19 protein-coding genes are annotated in these 18,330 nt (G+C 63.8%); 1 reads left to right on the top strand and 18 read right to left on the bottom strand.

From position 1 onward, the window contains the following. Positions 1-30: 30 nt before the first annotated feature. From M2320_RS05695 to M2320_RS05615, 17 genes are all read right to left on the bottom strand, one after another. Positions 31-480 (bottom strand): hypothetical protein, encoded by a 450-nt coding sequence (locus tag M2320_RS05695; protein ID WP_264596449.1) that lies wholly within the window; start codon positions 478-480, stop codon positions 31-33. 9 nt (positions 481-489) lie between these two features. After that, a complete protein-coding gene (locus tag M2320_RS05690) occupies positions 490-2,058 on the bottom strand; it encodes a hypothetical protein (protein WP_264596448.1) in 1,569 nt (522 codons plus the stop codon). A 14-nt stretch (positions 2,059-2,072) separates the two neighbouring features. After that, complete coding sequence (locus tag M2320_RS05685) at positions 2,073-4,181, bottom strand: phage tail protein (RefSeq protein WP_264596447.1); 2,109 nt, start codon at positions 4,179-4,181, stop codon at positions 2,073-2,075. Between the two features lie 3 nt (positions 4,182-4,184). Beyond that, positions 4,185-4,640: an NlpC/P60 family protein gene (locus tag M2320_RS05680; RefSeq protein WP_264596446.1), complete on the bottom strand. Its 456-nt coding sequence runs from the start codon at positions 4,638-4,640 to the stop codon at positions 4,185-4,187. A 19-nt stretch (positions 4,641-4,659) separates the two neighbouring features. Then, positions 4,660-5,568 (bottom strand): DUF2163 domain-containing protein, encoded by a 909-nt coding sequence (locus M2320_RS05675; RefSeq protein ID WP_264596445.1) that lies wholly within the window; start codon positions 5,566-5,568, stop codon positions 4,660-4,662. Further along, positions 5,569-6,171 (bottom strand): DUF2460 domain-containing protein, encoded by a 603-nt coding sequence (locus M2320_RS05670; protein ID WP_264596444.1) that lies wholly within the window; start codon positions 6,169-6,171, stop codon positions 5,569-5,571. Then, positions 6,168-8,648, bottom strand: a complete 2,481-nt coding sequence (locus tag M2320_RS05665) for a baseplate megatron protein TIM-barrel domain-containing protein (protein WP_264596443.1) — start codon at positions 8,646-8,648, stop codon at positions 6,168-6,170. Before M2320_RS05665 ends, M2320_RS05670 begins: the two co-directional genes overlap by 4 nt. Positions 8,649-8,651: 3 nt before the next feature. Further along, positions 8,652-9,809, bottom strand: coding sequence for a hypothetical protein (locus M2320_RS05660; RefSeq protein ID WP_264596442.1), 1,158 nt, complete (start codon positions 9,807-9,809; stop codon positions 8,652-8,654). Between the two features lie 15 nt (positions 9,810-9,824). Next, positions 9,825-10,031: a hypothetical protein gene (locus M2320_RS05655; RefSeq protein ID WP_184428457.1), complete on the bottom strand. Its 207-nt coding sequence runs from the start codon at positions 10,029-10,031 to the stop codon at positions 9,825-9,827. Between the two features lie 47 nt (positions 10,032-10,078). Next, positions 10,079-10,459: a hypothetical protein gene (locus tag M2320_RS05650; RefSeq protein WP_264596441.1), complete on the bottom strand. Its 381-nt coding sequence runs from the start codon at positions 10,457-10,459 to the stop codon at positions 10,079-10,081. Position 10,460: 1 nt separating this feature from the next. Beyond that, positions 10,461-11,219 carry a hypothetical protein gene (locus M2320_RS05645; protein WP_264596440.1) on the bottom strand — a complete coding sequence of 253 codons (759 nt, stop codon included), beginning with the start codon at positions 11,217-11,219 and terminating at the stop codon, positions 10,461-10,463. A 24-nt stretch (positions 11,220-11,243) separates the two neighbouring features. Further along, the gene (locus M2320_RS05640) at positions 11,244-11,702 is read right to left on the bottom strand and encodes a hypothetical protein (protein ID WP_264596439.1); all 459 of its coding nucleotides are present in this window, start codon (positions 11,700-11,702) and stop codon (positions 11,244-11,246) included. Beyond that, positions 11,699-12,199, bottom strand: coding sequence for a hypothetical protein (locus M2320_RS05635; RefSeq protein ID WP_264596438.1), 501 nt, complete (start codon positions 12,197-12,199; stop codon positions 11,699-11,701). Before M2320_RS05635 ends, M2320_RS05640 begins: the two co-directional genes overlap by 4 nt. A gap of 1 nt (position 12,200) precedes the next feature. Further along, the gene (locus tag M2320_RS05630) at positions 12,201-13,010 is read right to left on the bottom strand and encodes a head-tail connector protein (protein ID WP_264596535.1); all 810 of its coding nucleotides are present in this window, start codon (positions 13,008-13,010) and stop codon (positions 12,201-12,203) included. Positions 13,011-13,012: 2 nt separating this feature from the next. Continuing rightward, complete coding sequence (locus tag M2320_RS05625; RefSeq protein WP_264596437.1) at positions 13,013-13,201, bottom strand: hypothetical protein; 189 nt, start codon at positions 13,199-13,201, stop codon at positions 13,013-13,015. A 70-nt stretch (positions 13,202-13,271) separates the two neighbouring features. Continuing rightward, on the bottom strand, positions 13,272-14,780 hold the full coding sequence (locus M2320_RS05620; RefSeq protein WP_264596436.1) for a hypothetical protein: 1,509 nt from the start codon (positions 14,778-14,780) through the stop codon (positions 13,272-13,274). Between the two features lie 34 nt (positions 14,781-14,814). After that, entirely contained in the window at positions 14,815-15,807 is a 993-nt protein-coding gene (locus tag M2320_RS05615) for a hypothetical protein (RefSeq protein WP_264596435.1), read from the bottom strand. A gap of 99 nt (positions 15,808-15,906) precedes the next feature. Between M2320_RS05615 and hisC the strand changes: the two genes are divergently transcribed. Then, entirely contained in the window at positions 15,907-16,965 is a 1,059-nt protein-coding gene (gene hisC, locus M2320_RS05610) for a histidinol-phosphate transaminase (protein WP_264596434.1), read from the top strand. Here hisC and M2320_RS05605 read toward each other — a convergent pair. Then, complete coding sequence (locus tag M2320_RS05605) at positions 16,945-18,300, bottom strand: phage portal protein (protein WP_264596433.1); 1,356 nt, start codon at positions 18,298-18,300, stop codon at positions 16,945-16,947. The two genes, hisC and M2320_RS05605, sit on opposite strands and share 21 nt — an antisense overlap. Positions 18,301-18,330 lie beyond the last annotated feature (30 nt).

Genomic DNA, 18,330 nt, shown 5'->3' with positions numbered 1-18,330 from the left:
TCCGAATATTTTGCCGCGCCGCGTTGTCGTTCAGAGCGTGGCGGCCAACGTGAACAAGTCGTCGATATCGGCGCTCGACTTGCCGATTGCCGTGCCGAGCGCGCTCAGCTTGGCGTCGGTGCGATAGAAAACGGGATCACCGAGGATCGCCATCTTCGCCGCGAACTGTTCCGGGACTGGAAGTGTGGCTATCGCGGCGCCAAGACGCGTGGGAACGGTTCCGGTCGCCAGCACGGCGAGCGCTTCATCCTGCGTGATGATCTGTGTTTGAGCTGCAGCTTGAAAGAATTGCTTTCGCGTCACCTGCGAAGGAACGGGTGGCGGGGGCGGCGCATATGGGGTGGGCGCATTGCCGACGGCGAGCCACGCAAGATACGCGGCGAAATCAGAGTTCGCCGGATCGGGCGGTATATAGGCCCCGTCCGACCTGAGAATGGATTGCGCGTCGGCGGCGAGCGCGGCGCTGGTGAGCGTGTACATAAACATGGATCAAAGCTCCGCGCTGGCTATAAACGACGCATACAACGAATTTGAGGTCGGAACAGACACCCCATTCACTGTGATCATCAAACCATTCTGCGTCACCGATCCTGCAAATGCGACAACATCGACCCCAGAATTGCCATTATAAACGTACCCAATATACCCGGAATGCGGGCTGTATATTGTTATGCTTGGAATAGACCTCATGGATACAGGCAGCGCGACGTTCACGGTACCGTATGACTGCGTTGCGTCCATACAGTGAGCGTAGGGCGTGATCGCGTTGGCTGTCCCTGGCGCCACCCCAGGCCCATAGCTCGTCTGGAAATAGCGCTGGCAGATCGCGAGTTCGACGCTGGGCGGCCGGCGCTCAAACGCCGTAGCGACGCTTCCCGGCTCGAATTGCGGTCGCAAGATCGTTCCATTCGAAAACTCGACGTTGGTCTGGCTTGCCGCCGTCAGGCCCGTCGCGGCGAACGGCGCGCTGGCGTAATTCCCCGTCCCCGTGTTTCCCGTGCCTTGCCAGACGCGGGCCTGGGCGGTCCCCGCGTGGGACAGCATGTAGGCGCCGCCTTCGATCAGCGTCGGCTCGATAGGCAGGATAAGCGAGCCTGACGTTACGGTGATCGACGTATCGACGCCACTCGCAGCGAAGATGTAAGTGACGCCGCTTGCGCCCGCCTTGACTCCGTCATGGCCATAGGCTCCGGCGGCGAGGGTCACGGTCCCCGAGACGGCGCGCTGGTTGATGGCGAAACTGGCGTTGCGCAGGCGATTGCGAAAACCGGCAGGGGCGCCGGCGGCTATGCCCTGCGGGAAGCTCGGCTGACCGGTGGCGGCGTTGACGACGAAGGCTTCCGTCCAAGTCGACCCGTTCGCCGAAACTTTAACATGCAGGTTGTCGTCGCCGGCGAGGCCGATTTGCGCGCGCCCCGAGAATGCATCCTGGAAGAGAATGGAAGCCGTGTTGGTCGGGGCAGACTTGTTGATCGTGAAATTGAAGCTTGTCCCGTTGAACAGTGCGGAGGCGCCGTAGACGGACAGAGGGTTGCTCGCATCGGCCGGGGTCCCGACGCCAACCGCCGGAAGACTTGACGCCGCGCGCGAAACAAGCGTCCATTTCGCCGATCCGTCGCTCTGCAGCTGGACGAACCCGTAAGGCGAATTGATGGCGACAGACGTAGCGCCGTCGATCTTGTCGGAGCCGCTGGCTGCGATGGTCGCCGTGATCGTCGACGAGGCCGCGCCGCTTTCGTCGAACACGCCGAGGGTGACGCCAATCGGAAAACTCGCCGCAGATGGCAGCGTCAGGGTGCGCGACGCTGAAAGCGCGGAGATGCCGATCATCCGATCCGTGGTGACAATGACGTAATTCGCGTCGGCGACCGTCGAGCGAGTCGTCAAGGTCCCCGCGCCGACGTCAGACAATTTCGCCAACGGCCAGCCGCCAGGGGTCACGCCATCGTGGACCGTCAGGCGATTGTTGGTGGTATCGACAATCAGTTCGCCCTGCGCGCCGGTGAAAGCGGCGACATTCGCCGCCGTGTCGCGGCGGCGCTTCAATTGAACGGACATCTGGTTTCCCTGACTCAGTTGGAAAGCGTTCCGAGATCGATCAGCGCGTTGACCTGCGAGGACAAGTCGCCGAAGTCGTCCGTCTCTGCGATAGGCTGGACGACCAGTCCGAAGTCCAGAGGCGCGCCGACCGACAGGCTGGCCGTGACGGGCCCGATGGCGCCGACGCCCGTGATCTTGTGGCTGTAGGCGACACAGGTGGCCAGGTCCTGAAGGCCGCCGCCGAAGATGTTGTAGCTTTGAAACTTCAGGTAAATGGTTTGGCCGATCTGCGAAGGCGAGAGGTCATAGCGAAGGATCGCCGAATCCAGGGCGCAAAAGGCTGAGCCCGCGGCGTGCGCGCCGGCCGGAAGAGTCGCGAGACCGCGATAGAGCTGCGAGAGGCGGAACTGATCCGGCCCCGTGAGCGTCGCTGTGGCGAAACTGAGGTATTCGCTATCGACGTAGCAAAGCGTGACCCCTGCCGCCGCAGCCGTCGCGGAAACTGAGTCCAAAACGCCGACGCTTTGCGACAGATCGACGTTGAGCAAATTGGCGGCATCGGGATTTGCGCCGCCATAGGCCGGCAGGCTGGCGAGGAGAACGCCCTGCGACGCCGGAGAAGAAACAGTGGCGACGCGGGTGTACGAGGCGCCGTCGAGCGACGCCCACACGTAACATCCACCCCAGTTCGGATCGCCATTCCGGCCGCTGGCGCCAATCCATACCTGCACGACGCCGCCGGTGAGAGATGGCGGCGGTTCGATAATGAGCGGCGTGTTGATGGGCGGCGCGGCCGCATTGGCGTCGGGCGCGCCATTGGTTCGAACTTGGGTCGGATAGCGCGTGGCCGTGGCCACGCCTTGCGGGAATTCCTCCGCGGTGATCGTGAGCGCGCCTTCGGAATCCTCTTCGATCTCGACAATCCGCACCACGGTTGCATTCAACCCCAAAGCCGCGTCGGTCAGTGTGACGAGGTCCATGGGTTCGAGGAGGCAGAACTCCATGGACAGTTTGAAGCTGAATGTGTTGCGAATGTAGAGTCCGCGCTGGAGAATCAGTTGCGCCGAGGTCTGCGCCGTTACCGCGTCGCAAATTTCGTGAGCGGCGACGGTCGAGCCGATGCGTCGACCGTAGCGGTTGATGGCGCCCTGGTCGAAAGCGACGATGGGGCCCGTGTTGTAGGAATCCGAGCGAGCCTGAATTTCAATGGCTTGCTGGTTGTATGTAGCGTAAGGGTCGGAGCGCGTGATTTTGACGGGATCCTCGCCCTCGACGTTGAGGAAGTCCTCGTCGCCCAAGTCGTAGATGGGAACGAGGTTCGGCGTCCAGGTTTTTTGCGACGTCGCGGAGCCGCCGGTCACGGGGCTATCGCCGTATGGGATGATCTTCAGCAAGCCGCCAGACCACACCGCCGTCGCATTGGTCAGCTTGAGCCAGCGCGTCAGGATGGACGATGCGGTCTCCGGCATGTTGAGGACCGGACTAATGGCGAGATAATTGGCCCAGCAATAGGTCTGGAAGGAGCTGTCGCCCGCATTCGCGTAAAGCGAAGTCGCGTCGATGGAAGCGGCGGGGAAGCCTACGCCATATTGCGGATTGGTGAGGAAATCGGAAATGACCTGCGCCGGATCCGCGTCAACGCCGTTGACGCCGGAGCCGTAGAGAACGCCGTGCACCTCGAAATTGTTGTCGCCGATGCTCGCGGAAGCGCCGAGATTGTAGTTGGCGCTGGCGACATAAGCGACGCCGGGATAGGTCAGGGCCTGGCTCGGAAAGGCGGTAGCAAGATACGACCAGACGGCCTGGGGAGAGACGCCCTTGAACAGACTGAGTCCGAGCGAGATCAGACTGGTTGTCGTGCTGGAGGTTTGCCAGACCTGGCCTATGCCGGCGATCGGCCCCTCGCAAATGCCCATCATGATGGAGCAGGCGTAATTATATCCCTTCGCTCCGCCTTTCCCACCCTTGCGGCCTGCGCTTTGCGCGAAAGCCCTGAAGTTCTCGTACCAGAAGCAATTGGGCGCGAGCACATTGGCGCCGTAGACGATGGGCACGGGCACGCAGCTCGACGTCGTCTGGACCTGGAGGCCAGAATATTTGGTGATCTGGGTGTTGACGTTTCCGGCGCCGAGAAAGCCCATCGGCTAGAACTCCGGTTGGGGCCAGATCGAGAACCAGGCGAGCTTGCGCCGGGGATCGGTCAGGGCGGGATTTTGCGACAGCCTTTCCTCGACGACGCAGCCAGCGTCGTGATAGGCGTGGATGATCGCGAGCGGGTCGGCCTCGCTCACGATGCCGCCGTGCGAATAGCTGCGGCCATAGCGGAACAGGACGATGTCGCCGGGCCGCGGTTCTTGAACGCGCCTGCAACGGCGATTGAAGAATTCGAGGTATTTCTCTTCGTTACGATGGATCATCCAGTCGGGCGCGTAAGGACGCGGATCGAAGGGCGGGGTGAGGCCGAGATCCACGAACACGCGCACGATGAACATGCCGCAATCGACGCCGACGCCGCGAATATCGGCGGCGTGGCGATAGGGCGTGAGCAGCCATTTGCGCGCCTCGGCGACAACGCTTTGGCGCTCATGGGCTTGGGGCATGAGCGTCCTCCTTCCGCCGTTACTTTCCGCCCTTGGCGCTGCCGCTGGTGACCGACGACAGCGGTCCCGTGACGATCTGCGGCGGCGGCACGAACGGAAACCCTCTGAACTTGCAAAGATTGTTGAAGCGATCCTTGCATGTGCCCATGGTGCGGTCGCAGCCGTAAGTGGCGACGAAGGCGTCGCCTGTCGCCGGCGGATAGGGCAGCGGATAGGATAGGACCAGACGGCCTTCACCGGCGGACTTGATCGTCAAATTGGCGCCCGTGTTGGCGCCGGAAGTGAAGGCGATGGTGCCCTGCTGGTATTCCGGAGCGGCGGCGCTCCACATGATGGCGGTCTGTGTCGATCCCGCGCCGACCGCGCCCGCCGTTGAATAGGTTCCCGCCGCGAGGCCGCATTGCGCATCGTAGAGGACGTGCTGGCAGTCGGCCTGGTAAACGTTGCGGGGCATGTCGATATCCAGCAGCACCATGTCCGAGGCGACGGTGACCTGGGCGCTGACGCGGCCGATCGCGTCAATCTGGGCAACGCGTCCCTTGAACAGGATGACGGAGCCGATCGGCGTGCTCCAATCGCTGAAAAACACTTTTTCGCGCTGGATCGCGGCGCCATCGAGCACGCCCTGCTGCACCGCCTGGAGAAACGGGATGCCGCCGATCGTGTCGGTCGGTCTTGCAAACATCATCACCTGCTGGCTGTCGACGTTGACGCCGCAGCTCGCCTTGTATTTCAGACCGGAGATCAGAACTGAGTTGGCGAGATAGGTGAAACCGTTCAGCGCAACGGAGGTGTCGAGATCGGTGTAGGTCAGGATCGCGCCCGTCGACAGCCAGATTGTAAAACATTCGGCCGTGAGCAGCGGGGCGTCCGATGTCGGGCGCAAGCCGTTGAGGTAGGTGATGAGGGCGGCGGGAGCGGATTTCATTCAGCGCACCTGACGGAATTTCAGGCCGTCGATCTTCCAGAGACCGGAGGCGAAGTTTTCGAATTCGGCCTGGTCTTCGAGGAACCGGCACTGGAAGGCGTAAGCGAAACTGGCGGCGATCGGCGCGCCATTCGCAGGGGCCGTTGAGAAGTCGATCAGGTTCGGCGCCGTGAGCGTGTAGGCGGAAGTCGCCGCGCCGGCGGTTGTCACGCTGCTGACCGCAGTGACGTAGCTCACCGGCTCGAAATAGCCGCCGATCGAGCGACCGAAGGTGAAGCGCTTGCTCACGCCGTCGCCCGTGCCGATGACCTGGGCGGAGACCACATTGTCGGTCGGGTCGACGTAGAGAAAGGTTCCCTGCTGGCCGCCGCAGGTCAGCCAAAACCCCATGAGCGTTTGCAGCGATTTGGCTTGCAGGCTGGCGTTGGCGCCGCTGGAGTCCAGGGCGTCGAAGGACAACTCGAACTGGTAGAGCGCATGAGCATAGAGCGACGCGCGCACCTCGCGTCCAGAGGCGTGCGAGGCGACGCGGGTCGAAAAGCTCGGCGTCTTCTTGATGCTCCAGCCCTGGCCGGGGAGGGTCGGGAAGATGGGAGGGCTCACGCGCGCACCGTTTCCAGTTTGAGGGTCTTTGTTTCCCAGAGATCGGTCATGAATTGCTCGAGCTCCAAGGCGTCATCGACGAAGCGCGCGAGATGCGCGGCGGTGAAATCCGCCGTCACGGCGGCGCCGGGCGCGGGGGGGATGACAAAGGTGAGCGTCGCCGGCAGAATCGACAGGGCGTAGGCGCCGGCAGACTGTACGACGCCGTCGATGTAGACCGTCGGCGAACCGATCAGCGCCTGGACGGTTTCGGTGAAGCCGCTGACGCCCCGGGTCAAAACAAAGGTTTTGGTGACCCCGTCGCCAACGCCGACCGTGGCGCTTGCGACTTGGCCGAGGTTTTGGGGCGGAGCGAACAGGAAGGCCTCTGCTTGGCCAGCGTGGGCGGCGATGAAGGCGATGACCGCCTGCATCTCCGCATTGGCGGCGTCACCGCGCAGCAGATCGAAGGTCAGCTCGATGTCGTACAGCGGATTGATGCGGCGCGCGGCGCGCACTTCCCGGCCGCTCGTATGCGCGTGGACTCGGGTGATGAAATAGGGCCTGTATTTCGCGTTCCAGCCCTGCCCCCTGAGAATGGGAAAGGCGACGACGTTTTTCGGCGCGGGCGGAGCGTCGGGCGTTGGCGGCGCGGACGACGGCCCCTTGCCTGCAATCCAATTGCCTGTCGCCCAGTTGCCGCCGTCGCCCCAAACGTCCGTGTCGAGCGGAAAGGCCGGGAACGGGCGCGCGTCCCAGTTCCAGGCGCAGCAGAACGATGTGAGGAGCATCGGGACGCCCGCCGAGGACGTTGCGTTGTTCGCGCTCCAGTAATCGTAAACGGTTTGCAGGGCGAGATCGGCGAGGGCGTCATCGCGAAGGGGCTTCCATCCGATGCCGATCGCGCCGCTCCACAGCGACCAGAACGGCGTAGCGCTTTCGCTTGATCTCGCATCGTAGAAAACGTTGGGCTGGTTGGTGCAACGGTCCACGCTGGCAAAGCCGTATTCGGCGAAGACGATTGGTTTTGACTGAGGAACCCAAGCCGTCGCCGGTCCATGCGGGCTCCAGCCGGTTCCATCGCCGTTGTCGTAGACGGCGTGATGCGTGTTGTTCCACCACCAGCGCAGGCCTTTTCGCATCAGCAATTGCTGATTGGCGGCAAAGGCGTGACGCGTCTGTGTGAGGCGATCGCCGCTGGGGCGGGTGCAGCGCTGGTCGGTGCCAAGCGGGTCGAGGCCGACGCCGTTCGTGTCGCTGCTATAATAAAACCAGTTGAAGCCCTCGCCCCCCTCGATATTGGCGGCGAGATAATGGGCGTTGCGCAGCGTGGGTTGGCCGGGCAGAGCGAGGCCGTTCATTTCCGCAGGCGCCGGCGGCCAGGTTTTTGGCGCGGGCGCGCTCCAGTTATGGCAGTCGAGGCCGCCATCGCCGAGCGTCCAGTCGGACAGCGGCAGGTAATTGTCGAAGGCGACCAGATCGATGTTTGGGGATGCGAACAATTGGTCGAGATGCGGCCATTGCCCGTTGGCGCCAGGGTGCTGGCAACCGTTCCAGGTCGACCAGTCTGGGGAATAGGCGATCAGGTTCTTATGGTTGGTCGTGTCGCGCGACAAACCCGCGCCGTCGAAGATGGCGCGCACATCGGCCGCGAGTTGGGTCAGGCCGGCGACGAATGGATAATCCCATTGGGCGCGACCGTTGGCGTCGGTGGTTCCGGCGGGCGTCCAATTCGGCCCGCGCAAGATTTCGAGGCCGCGCAATTCCGAGCCGATCAGGAAGAGATCGACGCCGCCCGCGACTGCGCAAAGATTTGCATAGTGCAGGATGAAGCGGCGATAGGTGAAGTCAGTCGGCGAGCCGCTATAGGCGACCGTCAGGTTCGTGGCGTCGCGCGTGAATTGCGTTGCGGTCGCCGCGCCGAGGAATTTTTGGATGGCTTGCGTTGTCGTGGCGCTCAGGTCCGTGGCGAGGCCGATGCGGCCGCGCCAGGGCTTTCCCGGCGCATCCATCAGGATGAACGGGTAGAAGACGACGCGATAGCCTCTGGCGCGCAGATCGCGGATACAGCGCACGACGCTTTGATCGGAAGGCGTGCCGCCATAGACCGCGGAGCCGCTGTCGGTCGAGATCGGAATGAGGCCGGACGAGGTTTGCGTCAGGCCGGACACGTTCCAGTTCGACGCGGACCAGACATTGTTGACGCAAATCTGGAAGGCGCCGCCGATGTAATTCGTCGCGGGATAGATCTTGCAGGTCGCAGCGTCGGTGGAATCGCCGAACCAGGCGCAGACCAGAGCCACCGTCTGGCATTCCGGATGCGCCGCCGCGAGCTGGTCGAGCGCGTAGGAATAATCCGATTTCGTCCCATTGGGGACGAGGTAGGCGTTGATGGGCGAATAAGCGCTCGCCGTGGATTTCTTGCCCTGCGCCGGCAGCGTGTCATAGGTGAACTCGCCCGTGGCCGGGAGCAGGCAAACGCCAAAAACTTGCGCCATGGCTCAGCGCGCCAGACGACGCAGACCGAGATGATCGCCGTTGCGCACGGCCTGGTCCATCGCCTTCATGATCTGCCGCGAATTGGCGCCAAGCCAGTTCCTGACAGAGTTGGCGTCGAGCGCGCTGACGTTGAGGTGGACGCTGCTCGGGCCACCTTGCGCCGCCGCGCCGCCGGTCTGGCCGGAGAGCATCGAACGGAAGGCGCTGGCCTCAGCAGCGGGCATGATGAGCTCGTTCTGGTGGACCATGGCGAGTTGGTCGTGCGGGATCGACCAGGCGCCGATATCGAAAGCGGCGACCGACATGACTGCGCCCTGCGCGGCGGCGGCAGGGCCTGCGGCGGCCGGGCCCATGATCGGCGACAGGAAGCCGAACACGCCAGCAAAGGTCTCAGAGGCGGAGGCGACGATGCTGCGCAAGACCGACGAAAAGATCGTCGCCTGACCGGCTGCGGCTTCGCCTGCCGATATGCCGACGCGCGCGGCGGCGCCGGCGCTGGCCGCCGCCGTCTTCTGGCCTTCCACGGACACCGCCAGCACCGCCATGGCGAGCTGCTTCTTCGTCCAGTCCGCGACCATGTCGACGCCCATCCTGACGAATTGGTTGACCAAAGCCGTCGTGACCCCGCGCATCGCCTGTTGAAAATTTTTCGTCCCCATGATCATGCCGGCGAGCGACGAAGACATGGATGACGACATGGCGTCGATCATGTGGCTCCAGGGCGCGACAGTCTGCTGGACAGATTGCAGCATCAGACGCTGGCTATTCGCCGCATATTGCTGGTCGAGCAGCAGCATGCGGCTGAGCACCGCCTGGCGCTGCGGCAGACGCAGATTGTCGATCTGCAATTCCTTCTGCAGCAGCGCCCGCTCGGCGGCATATTCGGCGTCGAGCGCCGCCTGGGTCGCGGCGACGCGCTCGCCGCCGCTCATGATCTTGAGCTTGGTCAGCTCCCGGTAGAGCGCCTCCTTCTGGCTGAACCCGGCGCGCTCCGCGGCAATCTCGCCGTTGATCGCGACCAGACTGGCGCGGGCGATTTCCTGCTGCGCCGTGCTGGCGACGGAGGGCAATTGCTGGAGGGCGGCCGAGACGCGCGCAATGCCGCCGAGGAAGCCGGAGACATCGGCGCCGAAGGAAATCGAAACATTTGAATCGGCCATGGTTCACCCGAAATTTTAGAAGCGACCCGACGGGAACAGCGCGCGCAGGGCGCTCAAATCTTTCTCCGGCTGCTTTTCTGGGCGCCAGACGCCCATGCCGGCGGCGACCATCGCCAGCAGCATGGCGGGCGGCGGATTCTCGCGCCAATAGGCCTTACGGGCGAAAATGCGCGCAAACGTGAGCTCGTCTTCCAGCGCGTCCGTCCAGGCTTCGCCGGACATCTGGCAGTAATGGGCGACGATCCGGTCGAAGTCCGGCGCGCCCTCGCCTACTCCCCCGGCGTGGCGGCCTCGCCTGGCGTGAACAAGCCGGTCTGCCTGGCGATGATCGCGAGGGCGCCGGCGAGATCGACAAAACCGGCTTCGAGATCGAGCAGATCGTCGCGGGTGAAATCCGGATGGGCGCGCGACAGGCCGGCGTGAACGACATCGATCATCAGGTCGAAATCGTCCTGTTCCATTTCCGCCGCCGCGAGAGGATCGCCGGCGCCGATGCGCGCCTGGATGGCGTTGAGACGCGGCAGCAGTTTGAGCAAGCCGGGCACGACCACGCGCGCCTGGCGCAGCGACAGCGGGGGAATGAAGAATTCCTGGCCGCCCAGGGCGGCGACCGGCGCCTTGGCGCAATCGATTTTGGGATCAGCGCGCATGTCAGATCGCCGTGTTGATTTCGCCGAGATTGTTCGCCGCATTGGCGAAGGCCTCGAAGTCGAGCTCGGGAATGCCGAAATCCTGAATTTTCGTCGCCACCGTCAGTTTGGTCGACACGCAATTGTAGAGGCGCAGCGACCATTGCCCGGCCGTGGCGTTGGCGTTGCTCTGATAGAAATCAATCTGAAAGGTCGGGGCGGCGCCCATCAGCTTATTGGACAGAACCGCGCGCGTGCCGGAGCCGGCGGCGGTCTGGGTGTAGGAATAGGAAACCAGAATGGCCTTGCCAGAATCGCCCGAATTGAAAGTGTAGACGCCGGCGGCAAGCGTGTACTGGCCGACGGCGGGGGCGGTGGCGACGCGCGTGAGGGCGAGGCCGCTCGACGCATAGACCACGCCGAGATCGGCGTCGAAGGCGGAGGCGTTGGCCGTCGCATAGGTATAGGGCGAGGACGAGGCGACCGCGCCAGCCTCGTTATAGGACCAGAGTTTTTGCCCGGCCGCGAGCGTCTGGCCGAAAAAGCAGGAATTGTAGAGAGGGCCGTCGATATTGGCGAATTTCGCCTTGCCGCTGATCTTGCCCTCGCCGCGCGCGAAGGCGATGGGGAATTGGTACTGGCCGAACAATTGTTTCGACGAAAAGCTGAAATCGAGCGTGACGTCCTGGAGCGCGCCGAACTGCACCGGCGTCGCATTGGCGCCCGACGGCGTGGCGATGAGAACGCCCGAGCCGAAAGCGACGGAAGTTGTGCTTGGCATGAACATGGCTCCTTGTGGTGGCGCTCAGGGCGCGAGGATTTTGAGCGGGACCAGCGCGAGGCCCTGGCCGTCGAGGTCGCCGGGGTCCTTCACGATGCGGCCCTCGATGCGGCAGTGATAGACGAGGCCGCCGAGGGTCTGGCGGTCGGACCCGGGGGGCGGCGCGAGCGCTTCCGTCAGCGCATCGAGCGCGATGTTGAGATCGCGCGCGGGAATGGTTTGCGGGTCCTGGCCCGACGAAATGTAGACAAACAGATCGACGTTGAGCGTGGTTTTGCCCGGTAGGGTCTCCGAGGCGAAGGCGATGTTTTCCGCATGCTCGGTGACGAACAGCGCGGGCTGATCGGCCGCCGACACATCGCTCCACAATCTCAGACGGCGCGACAGCATCGCCCAGGTGTCGTTGGCGTTGATCGGCGCCGAAAACCGGGCCTGCGCCAATTGCGCGCACAGGGCTTCCATGATGGTTTCGCGCGCGTTCATGACCCGTCCTTTGCTCGGCTCGCGGCCTCGGCGACAGCGTCGGCGATGGCCCGCCGGATATCGGCGCTTTTGTCCGCAAGCGCGCTGCGCAGGTAGGAGCGCTCAGGGATCTGCGATCCCGGATGGTTGACGCGGCGCGCGAAAGTCTGCTTGCCGTTGAACATGAAGGCGAGGACTTTCGCCTTGTCCGGGATGATTTCATGGGCGGAGGTCTTGCCGCCATATTCGTGGATCGCATCGTACGGCGCGCCGCCATCGCTGGCGATCTCGACGGACACCACATTGTCCTGGTCGGCGCGGCGCAACTGGATGGAATTGCGCAAAACGCCGCTGCGCGTGTTCAGCACGCCGCCGCTCAAGTTTACGCCGACGACCTGCGCGTAAATCTCTTGCGCCAGCGCGTCCATCTTTTCCGCGAGCGCGACGCGCAGGTCGTCGGGAAGCGCGGCCAGTCTGGCGGACAGATCGGCGGCGCCTTCGAGGCTGAAGTCCAGCATGTCAATTCGCGATGATGCGGCCGAAGTTGCGCAGGCTTTGCTGCACAAAATCCGGCATGGCGGTGATGCGATAGGCGGCGGTTTCCTGCCCACCCAGACTTTTTGACACCATGCCGATCCGGTCGCGGTGACGGTAGCGATCAGCCGCCCATTCGAGGGCGCAGGCGGCGAGATCGTGGGGCACGTAGCCGTAGGTGAGGAGCACCTGTGCGCCCGCGTCTGCGGCCGCGAAAGCGTAGTCGCCAAAACTGTCGACCACATATTGGCCGCGCGCCGGATTGGCGGCGACCGGCGTGAGGGCGGCGCCGGACGCATAGGCGACGCCGCAATCGACCGCGAAGGGGCCGTAGGGCTGCAGGGCGGCGATCCGCGCCCCCGCGGCCGGGACCGTCTGCTGCTCCTTGCTGATCTGGTAGCCGGCGCGATAGGCGATGGCGACATTTTGCCAGCCGCGCGAAAAAACGCCGCCGCGCAGCATGACCATCTGCATGGCGCCCGGCGGTTCGTCGTCGCCAGGTTCGAGCACCCAGCCAGAACTTTGGCCATCGCTGGATTGTGGAATCTTCTGTCCGTCGATGCTCACCGAGGCGACGGACACGACGGGCCAGTTGCGCAACTGGATGCGGTTGCGGCCGTTGCCGTCGAAAATGTCGGTGACATCGCGCGGCCAGAGGAAGGCGCGATTGAGCCAGGTGCAGATCGCTCGGCTGATCTGGCTGATCATGCTCGACAACAAAATGTCGTCGGCGCTGGATTGGATGCCGAGATGAGCTTTGAGCGCGCTCAGGGAAACGAGATCGCCTCGCGCCATGGTCAATCTACTTTCCGCTTGTTCTTGCTTTTCGCCGGCGGCGGTTCGACGTCCGGCGCGGGAATGCAGCCATGGGCGAGAAGGGCGCTCGCGCGCGTTTCGTCGGCCTCGAAATATCCTTGGGCGTCGGGAATGATTTCCTCGCCCGCGCTGGAGAGCGCGGTGACCCCGGGAGGAGCCTGAAATTTCATGGGGGCATCCTGTGAAAGGCGCGGGGCGAAAACGCCGTCCCGTTGACGCGGGACGGCGGTGGCGAAGAAATCAGCCGTTGCCGATATTGGTGATCACCGAAATGGACGGCGGGAAATAGTGCTGAAGCACTTCGTCGGCATAGACGCCATATTCGTAGCGGCGCGCGCGCAGCGGCCATTCGATCTGATAGTAGTCCTGGCGGGTGCGCATCTGGATGACGTTGCCGACATTGGCCAGCGGATAGGGCAGCTGGCGCGTGAGGAACAGCATGGTTCCCGCGGGCATGTTGGGGTGAATCTTGATGTCGAGCGACTTGGCGCCGGCCATCGAATATTTGTTCTTGTAGGTCGTCGCCATCACGCCGCCGGCGAAGGCGTCGTTGCGCGCGTCGAACAGGAAGCGCTGCGCCGCGTTGGAGCCGGCGGACAACACCTTTTTCGAAATGTTCATCGCCTCCTGCGAGGACACCCAGACTTCGTCGGGTGACAGGCGGAAATTGTCCCAATTGCTCTTGAGCACGTTCTCGATTTCGACGATGCCGCCGGCGCCGTCGGCGGTCAGCGGCGTGCCGGTTCCGGCGACGCCGTCCGGTTGCGTCACGATCAGCGAGCCCGAGCCAGTGGTGAAAGCCTGGGTCAGCAGGCCGTCGAAAGCGAGCGCGTTGACCGACCAGTCCGCGGCCGGCAGCGAGGCGGCAGTCTGCGTCCCCGTCGCGGTCGCGGTGATGACCACGGAATTGATGGTGGTGATGGCGCCGAGCAGTTCGGAGCCCGCCGCGCCCCAAAACCACGCATATCCCGCAGCGCCGGACTTGACGGTGACGGAGGCGGTGACGGCGCCGGTCGGACCGGTGACGCTGACGGTGGCGTTGGCCGACTTCCGCGCCGCGCCGCCGCCGAAGGAGTCGGAACTTCCGTCCGCGTTGGTGCGGGTGATCTGCGCCTGGATGCCGCCGCTGACGGAGGCGTTGATCAGGCCTTCGTGGGTCAGGGCGACGGCGATCACCGAGAGCGTGGAGGTGGCGAGCGAACCGCCGGTGGTCGCGGCGGCGAGCGTCGGCGTTCCCGTCGTGCCCAGCGCCAGCGAGCCGTTGCCACCGAGGATCATCGCCTCTTCGCCGATCATCAGGGCTTCCAAGCCGGTCTGCGCGGCCAGGGCGCGCAGGTCATCAAAACCCTGGCCGGCGTATTGAGCTTCGAAATCGACGCTGGTTTCGATGCCCAGGCCCTTGTAGTTGGCGATATAGTCCTTGGTGGTCATCGCGGCGACGCCGCCGCGGTTGCCGCCGGAGACGCCGATGCGCAGGCCCGCGGAATTGACCGAGGTGATGGCGCGCCAAGCGGCCTGGACGCCGCCCTTGCCGGACACGCGCGGGATCGAATTGCGCAGCGGCGTCAGCACCGGGAACAGCAGTTTGGCCCCGGCTTCCAGGTCGTAATAGGTGAGTCCGGTGGTCGCCGAGGCGCTCTCGGCGAAGGTGGATTTTTCCAGACTGGCGAAGCGCGGATCGTTCAGCGGGTTCATCTGCGACTTGCGGATCGCTTCCTTCAATTCGAGCGCATTCTGAACAGCGGTCATGGACTTGCTTTCTCTGTTGCGAAATTTTGGACGATCAGCCGAAACGCTTCGGCTGGGACTGGGCGGCCTTGATGAGGACCAGCGAGGCTTTGGCAGGCGACAGGCGGGCGAGTTCCGCTGCAAGCGCTTCGAGACCGCCGCTTTCGCTCGACTTGGAGACTGCGGCGTAACCAGGAATGAGCGGCGGCGGCGCGGGCGTCTGCTCCAGCGCCTCGATGCGGGCGGCGAGATCCGCCAGTTTCGGGCGCAGATCCGCCGTGAGCTTTCGCAACGCATCCGTCTCTGCGCTCAGTTTCTCCACGCGGGGGTCGGCGGCGAATTTTTGCGCGGGACGCGGCTGCATGGCGGCGACCACTTTGCTCTTCAGGCGCGACAGCAGCACCGAAATGTGTTCGTCATGAATGGGGTCGGCGTTGATGTCGTGGGCGATGGCGTCGAAGAAATCGCCGATGATCTCGGCGGCCGGGGCGCCGTTTTCGATGTTGCCCGTCAGCCAGTCGCGCAGCGCGTTCGGGGTTTTGTGGGCGAAGGCGCGGGTTTCGCAGGCGCCGTCGGCCTTGACCAGCTCGAAACTGGCTTCCGGCAGGCAGGGGAGATCGACCAGCGAGATTTCGCTGGGTTTTGCGGTGTAGCGAACGAGGTCGGGGTTTTCGGGGTCGGGCCAGCGTTTCAGATAGACGCCGCCCTGGGAGAAGCCGGTATAGACCCCCTCCTCCACCTTACGCCATTCGTCGTCGTCGATGATTTTCGCGGCGATTTCGATGCGTTTTTCCGCATCGTTGAAGCGAATCGAGGCGATCTTGCCGGCGGCCACCGCGCCGTGCATGGCGCGGACATTGCCAAGGCTCCTGCCGTCGGTGGCCTTGGCGAAAGTTTTCGACCAGGCCTGGTATTGCGGCTTGGTGCTGGCGTAATCGCAGATTTCGCCGGCGCGGTCGGGGGATTCCGCCGTCGCATAGCCGTAGACCAGGCGCTGGGCGGCGTCGGCTTTCCGGAGGGGGATGAAGATTTGCAGTCGATCCGACACTTTGGCTCCTTTGGCTTTCGCCGCGCCTTTGACGAGGCCGGGCATTTTTTCTAAACGGAGGGCGTCGCCGCTTTCCTCGCGGCGTGACGGGACGGGACGATGGATTTCTGGAGCGACAAGGCGCGCGGTTTGAGCCCCTACACGCCCGGCGAACAGCCGCGCATTGAGGGGCTTGTAAAACTCAACACCAATGAATCGCCGCTTCCGCCCTCACCGCGCGCGGTCGAGGCCATGCGCGAGGCGGCTGCGGATTCGCTGCGGCTTTATCCCGATCCCGAGTCAGTCGCCTTGCGGGAGACGCTCGCCCGCTATCATGGAGTGGCGCCGTCAAATGTGTTTGTCGGCAACAGTTCCGACGAGGTTTTGGCGCATGTGTTCGTCGCGCTGCTGAAGCATGACCGTCCCTTGCTTGCGCCCGATGTGACCTACTCGTTCTATCCGGTTTGGGCGAAGCTTTATGATGTCGCCTATGAGACGGCGGCGGTCGATGAGGGCATGCGGATTCGGGTGGACGATTTCTGCCGGAATTCGGCGGGGGCCATCGTGTTCGCCAATCCCAATGCGCCCACCGGCATCGCCCTGTCGCGCGACGAGGTGGCGCGGATGGTTTCGGCCAATCCTTCCATTCCCGTGGTGGTGGACGAGGCTTATGTCGATTTCGGCGGCGAGACCGCGACTCCGCTGATATCGCAGTTCCCGAATTTGCTGGTGGTGCGGACGTTTTCTAAATCGCGGGCGCTGGCGGGGTTGCGGGTTGGCTATGCGATTGGCGACGCCGGGCTGATCGAGGCGCTTTCTCGTGTGAAAAACTGTTTCAATTCCTATCCGGTCGGGCGCATCGCCCAGGCCGGGGCCATCGCATCGGTCGAGGATGATGCATATTTTCAGGCGGGGTTGGCGACGATTGTGGCTGAGCGCGGGCGGATGACTGCGGCGCTGGTGGAGCTTGGTTTCGAGGTGTTACCGTCGAGCGCGAATTTTGTGTTCGCGCGGCACCGGGCGGTGGGCGGCGCCGCGTTGGCGCAAGGGTTGCGCGAGCGGGCGGTGCTGGTGCGGCGTTTCGATGCCCCGCGCATCGCCGACTATCTGCGGATTACTGTCGGGACCGCGGAGCAGACCGATCGCTTGATCGGGGGGCTAAGGGACATTCTCGGCTGAGCCCGCGAGCGGCTTGGCGCCCTGCCCTGTCGTGACCGTCAGGACGTCGGCCATGGGATCGTTGGGGAGTGTTTCTCCCAAAATTTGGGCGGCGCGGCGGCGGGTCATCATTCCCGCATTGACCAAAGCGACCAGGTTTTCACGCTGGACCGTGGGGTCGACCACGGCGTCCGTGCGCCAGGCGAATTCAAGGTTTGGCGCGCCGAGTTGCGTGATGATGGAGTCGCAGAGGCGCTTGATCCAGGCGAGGATGGGTTGCAGGCCCTCCTCGCTGGACATTTGCGTCTGCGTCTCGCTGGTCGAGCGGTTCATCTGGTTGATGAAGGGTTGCGGCGACACCGAAAAGGCGAAGCAGACCACGCGGGCGATCCATTCGTCGAACGCGTTTTTCAGCTCGGGCTCGCGGGTCTGAATAAAAGTCTTGGCGACGCCGCCGGGGACGAATTTTGCCCGCCGGCGCCTCGCCAAGTCGCCATCGAAATAGAGGTCCCAATAGTCCTGGAAATTCTTGATCTGGTCGGGGGTCCAGCTGTCGGGGACGCCAATCAGGCTCTCAGGGATGTTGCCCTCGGTGTAATAGTTGAGTTGGTGCAGTTGCCGCTTCAGGCCGATGTTGACCGTGGCGATGATTTGTTCGACCGGGGAAAAACCGTAGGCGCGATGGCTGCGGACATTTCGCGGGCGATAGATGATGTCGCGCGCGGTATAGTCGACCGCCGGCAGGCCTTTTAGAATTTGCTGGTAGGCGACGGGGTGGACGGTTTTGCCGTTTTCGGTGAAGAGGCGCGGGGTGCGGCCCCAGAAATCGAGCACCGGTTTGATGGTGGCGCCGTCGAGCGGGTGCAGGCCCAACAAATTGCCGGCGCGGTCGCGCTCGCACCAGAGCGCGGGGGCGTCGATGACAAACAGGTCTTCGAGGATCATGCGCAGCCAGGCGTTCCAGTCATGGGCGCCATCGGGGCTCTGCAAAAAAGTTTCGACGCGGGCGAGTTCGGCGGGGTCGGCGTGGCGGCCGGCTTTTGCGCGAACCGTCCAATTCATGCGCTCGACCTGGTCCTTGCGCGTCTCGATGACGAGGCGCAACAGGTCGTAAGCGTCGGCCAGCGCGCGCAAGTCGGCGAAGGAGATCGACTCATAGCCTCTCGCGCGTATGGAAAGGTTGTAGCCGGCCGGGAAATCCCACTGGCGGCCGGCGACATCGCTCGGGGCGCCAGGATTTTGTGGGGTGGAGGGGCCGAACCAGTCGTCGGGCGCCTGCGCGCTCGCTTTGGCGCGGGCGGAAAATTCCGCAGGCGAAAGGGACCAGCGTGGCAAGCCCGCGCCGCGTTCGGTCATGGGAGTCTCCAGGTATTGAGTCGATCGACG

The sequence above is a fragment of the Rhodoblastus acidophilus genome (genome assembly GCF_025961575.1).
GTDB classification, from domain to species: domain Bacteria; phylum Pseudomonadota; class Alphaproteobacteria; order Rhizobiales; family Beijerinckiaceae; genus Rhodoblastus; species Rhodoblastus acidophilus_C.
This window is presented reverse-complemented; position numbering and strand designations above follow the sequence as displayed.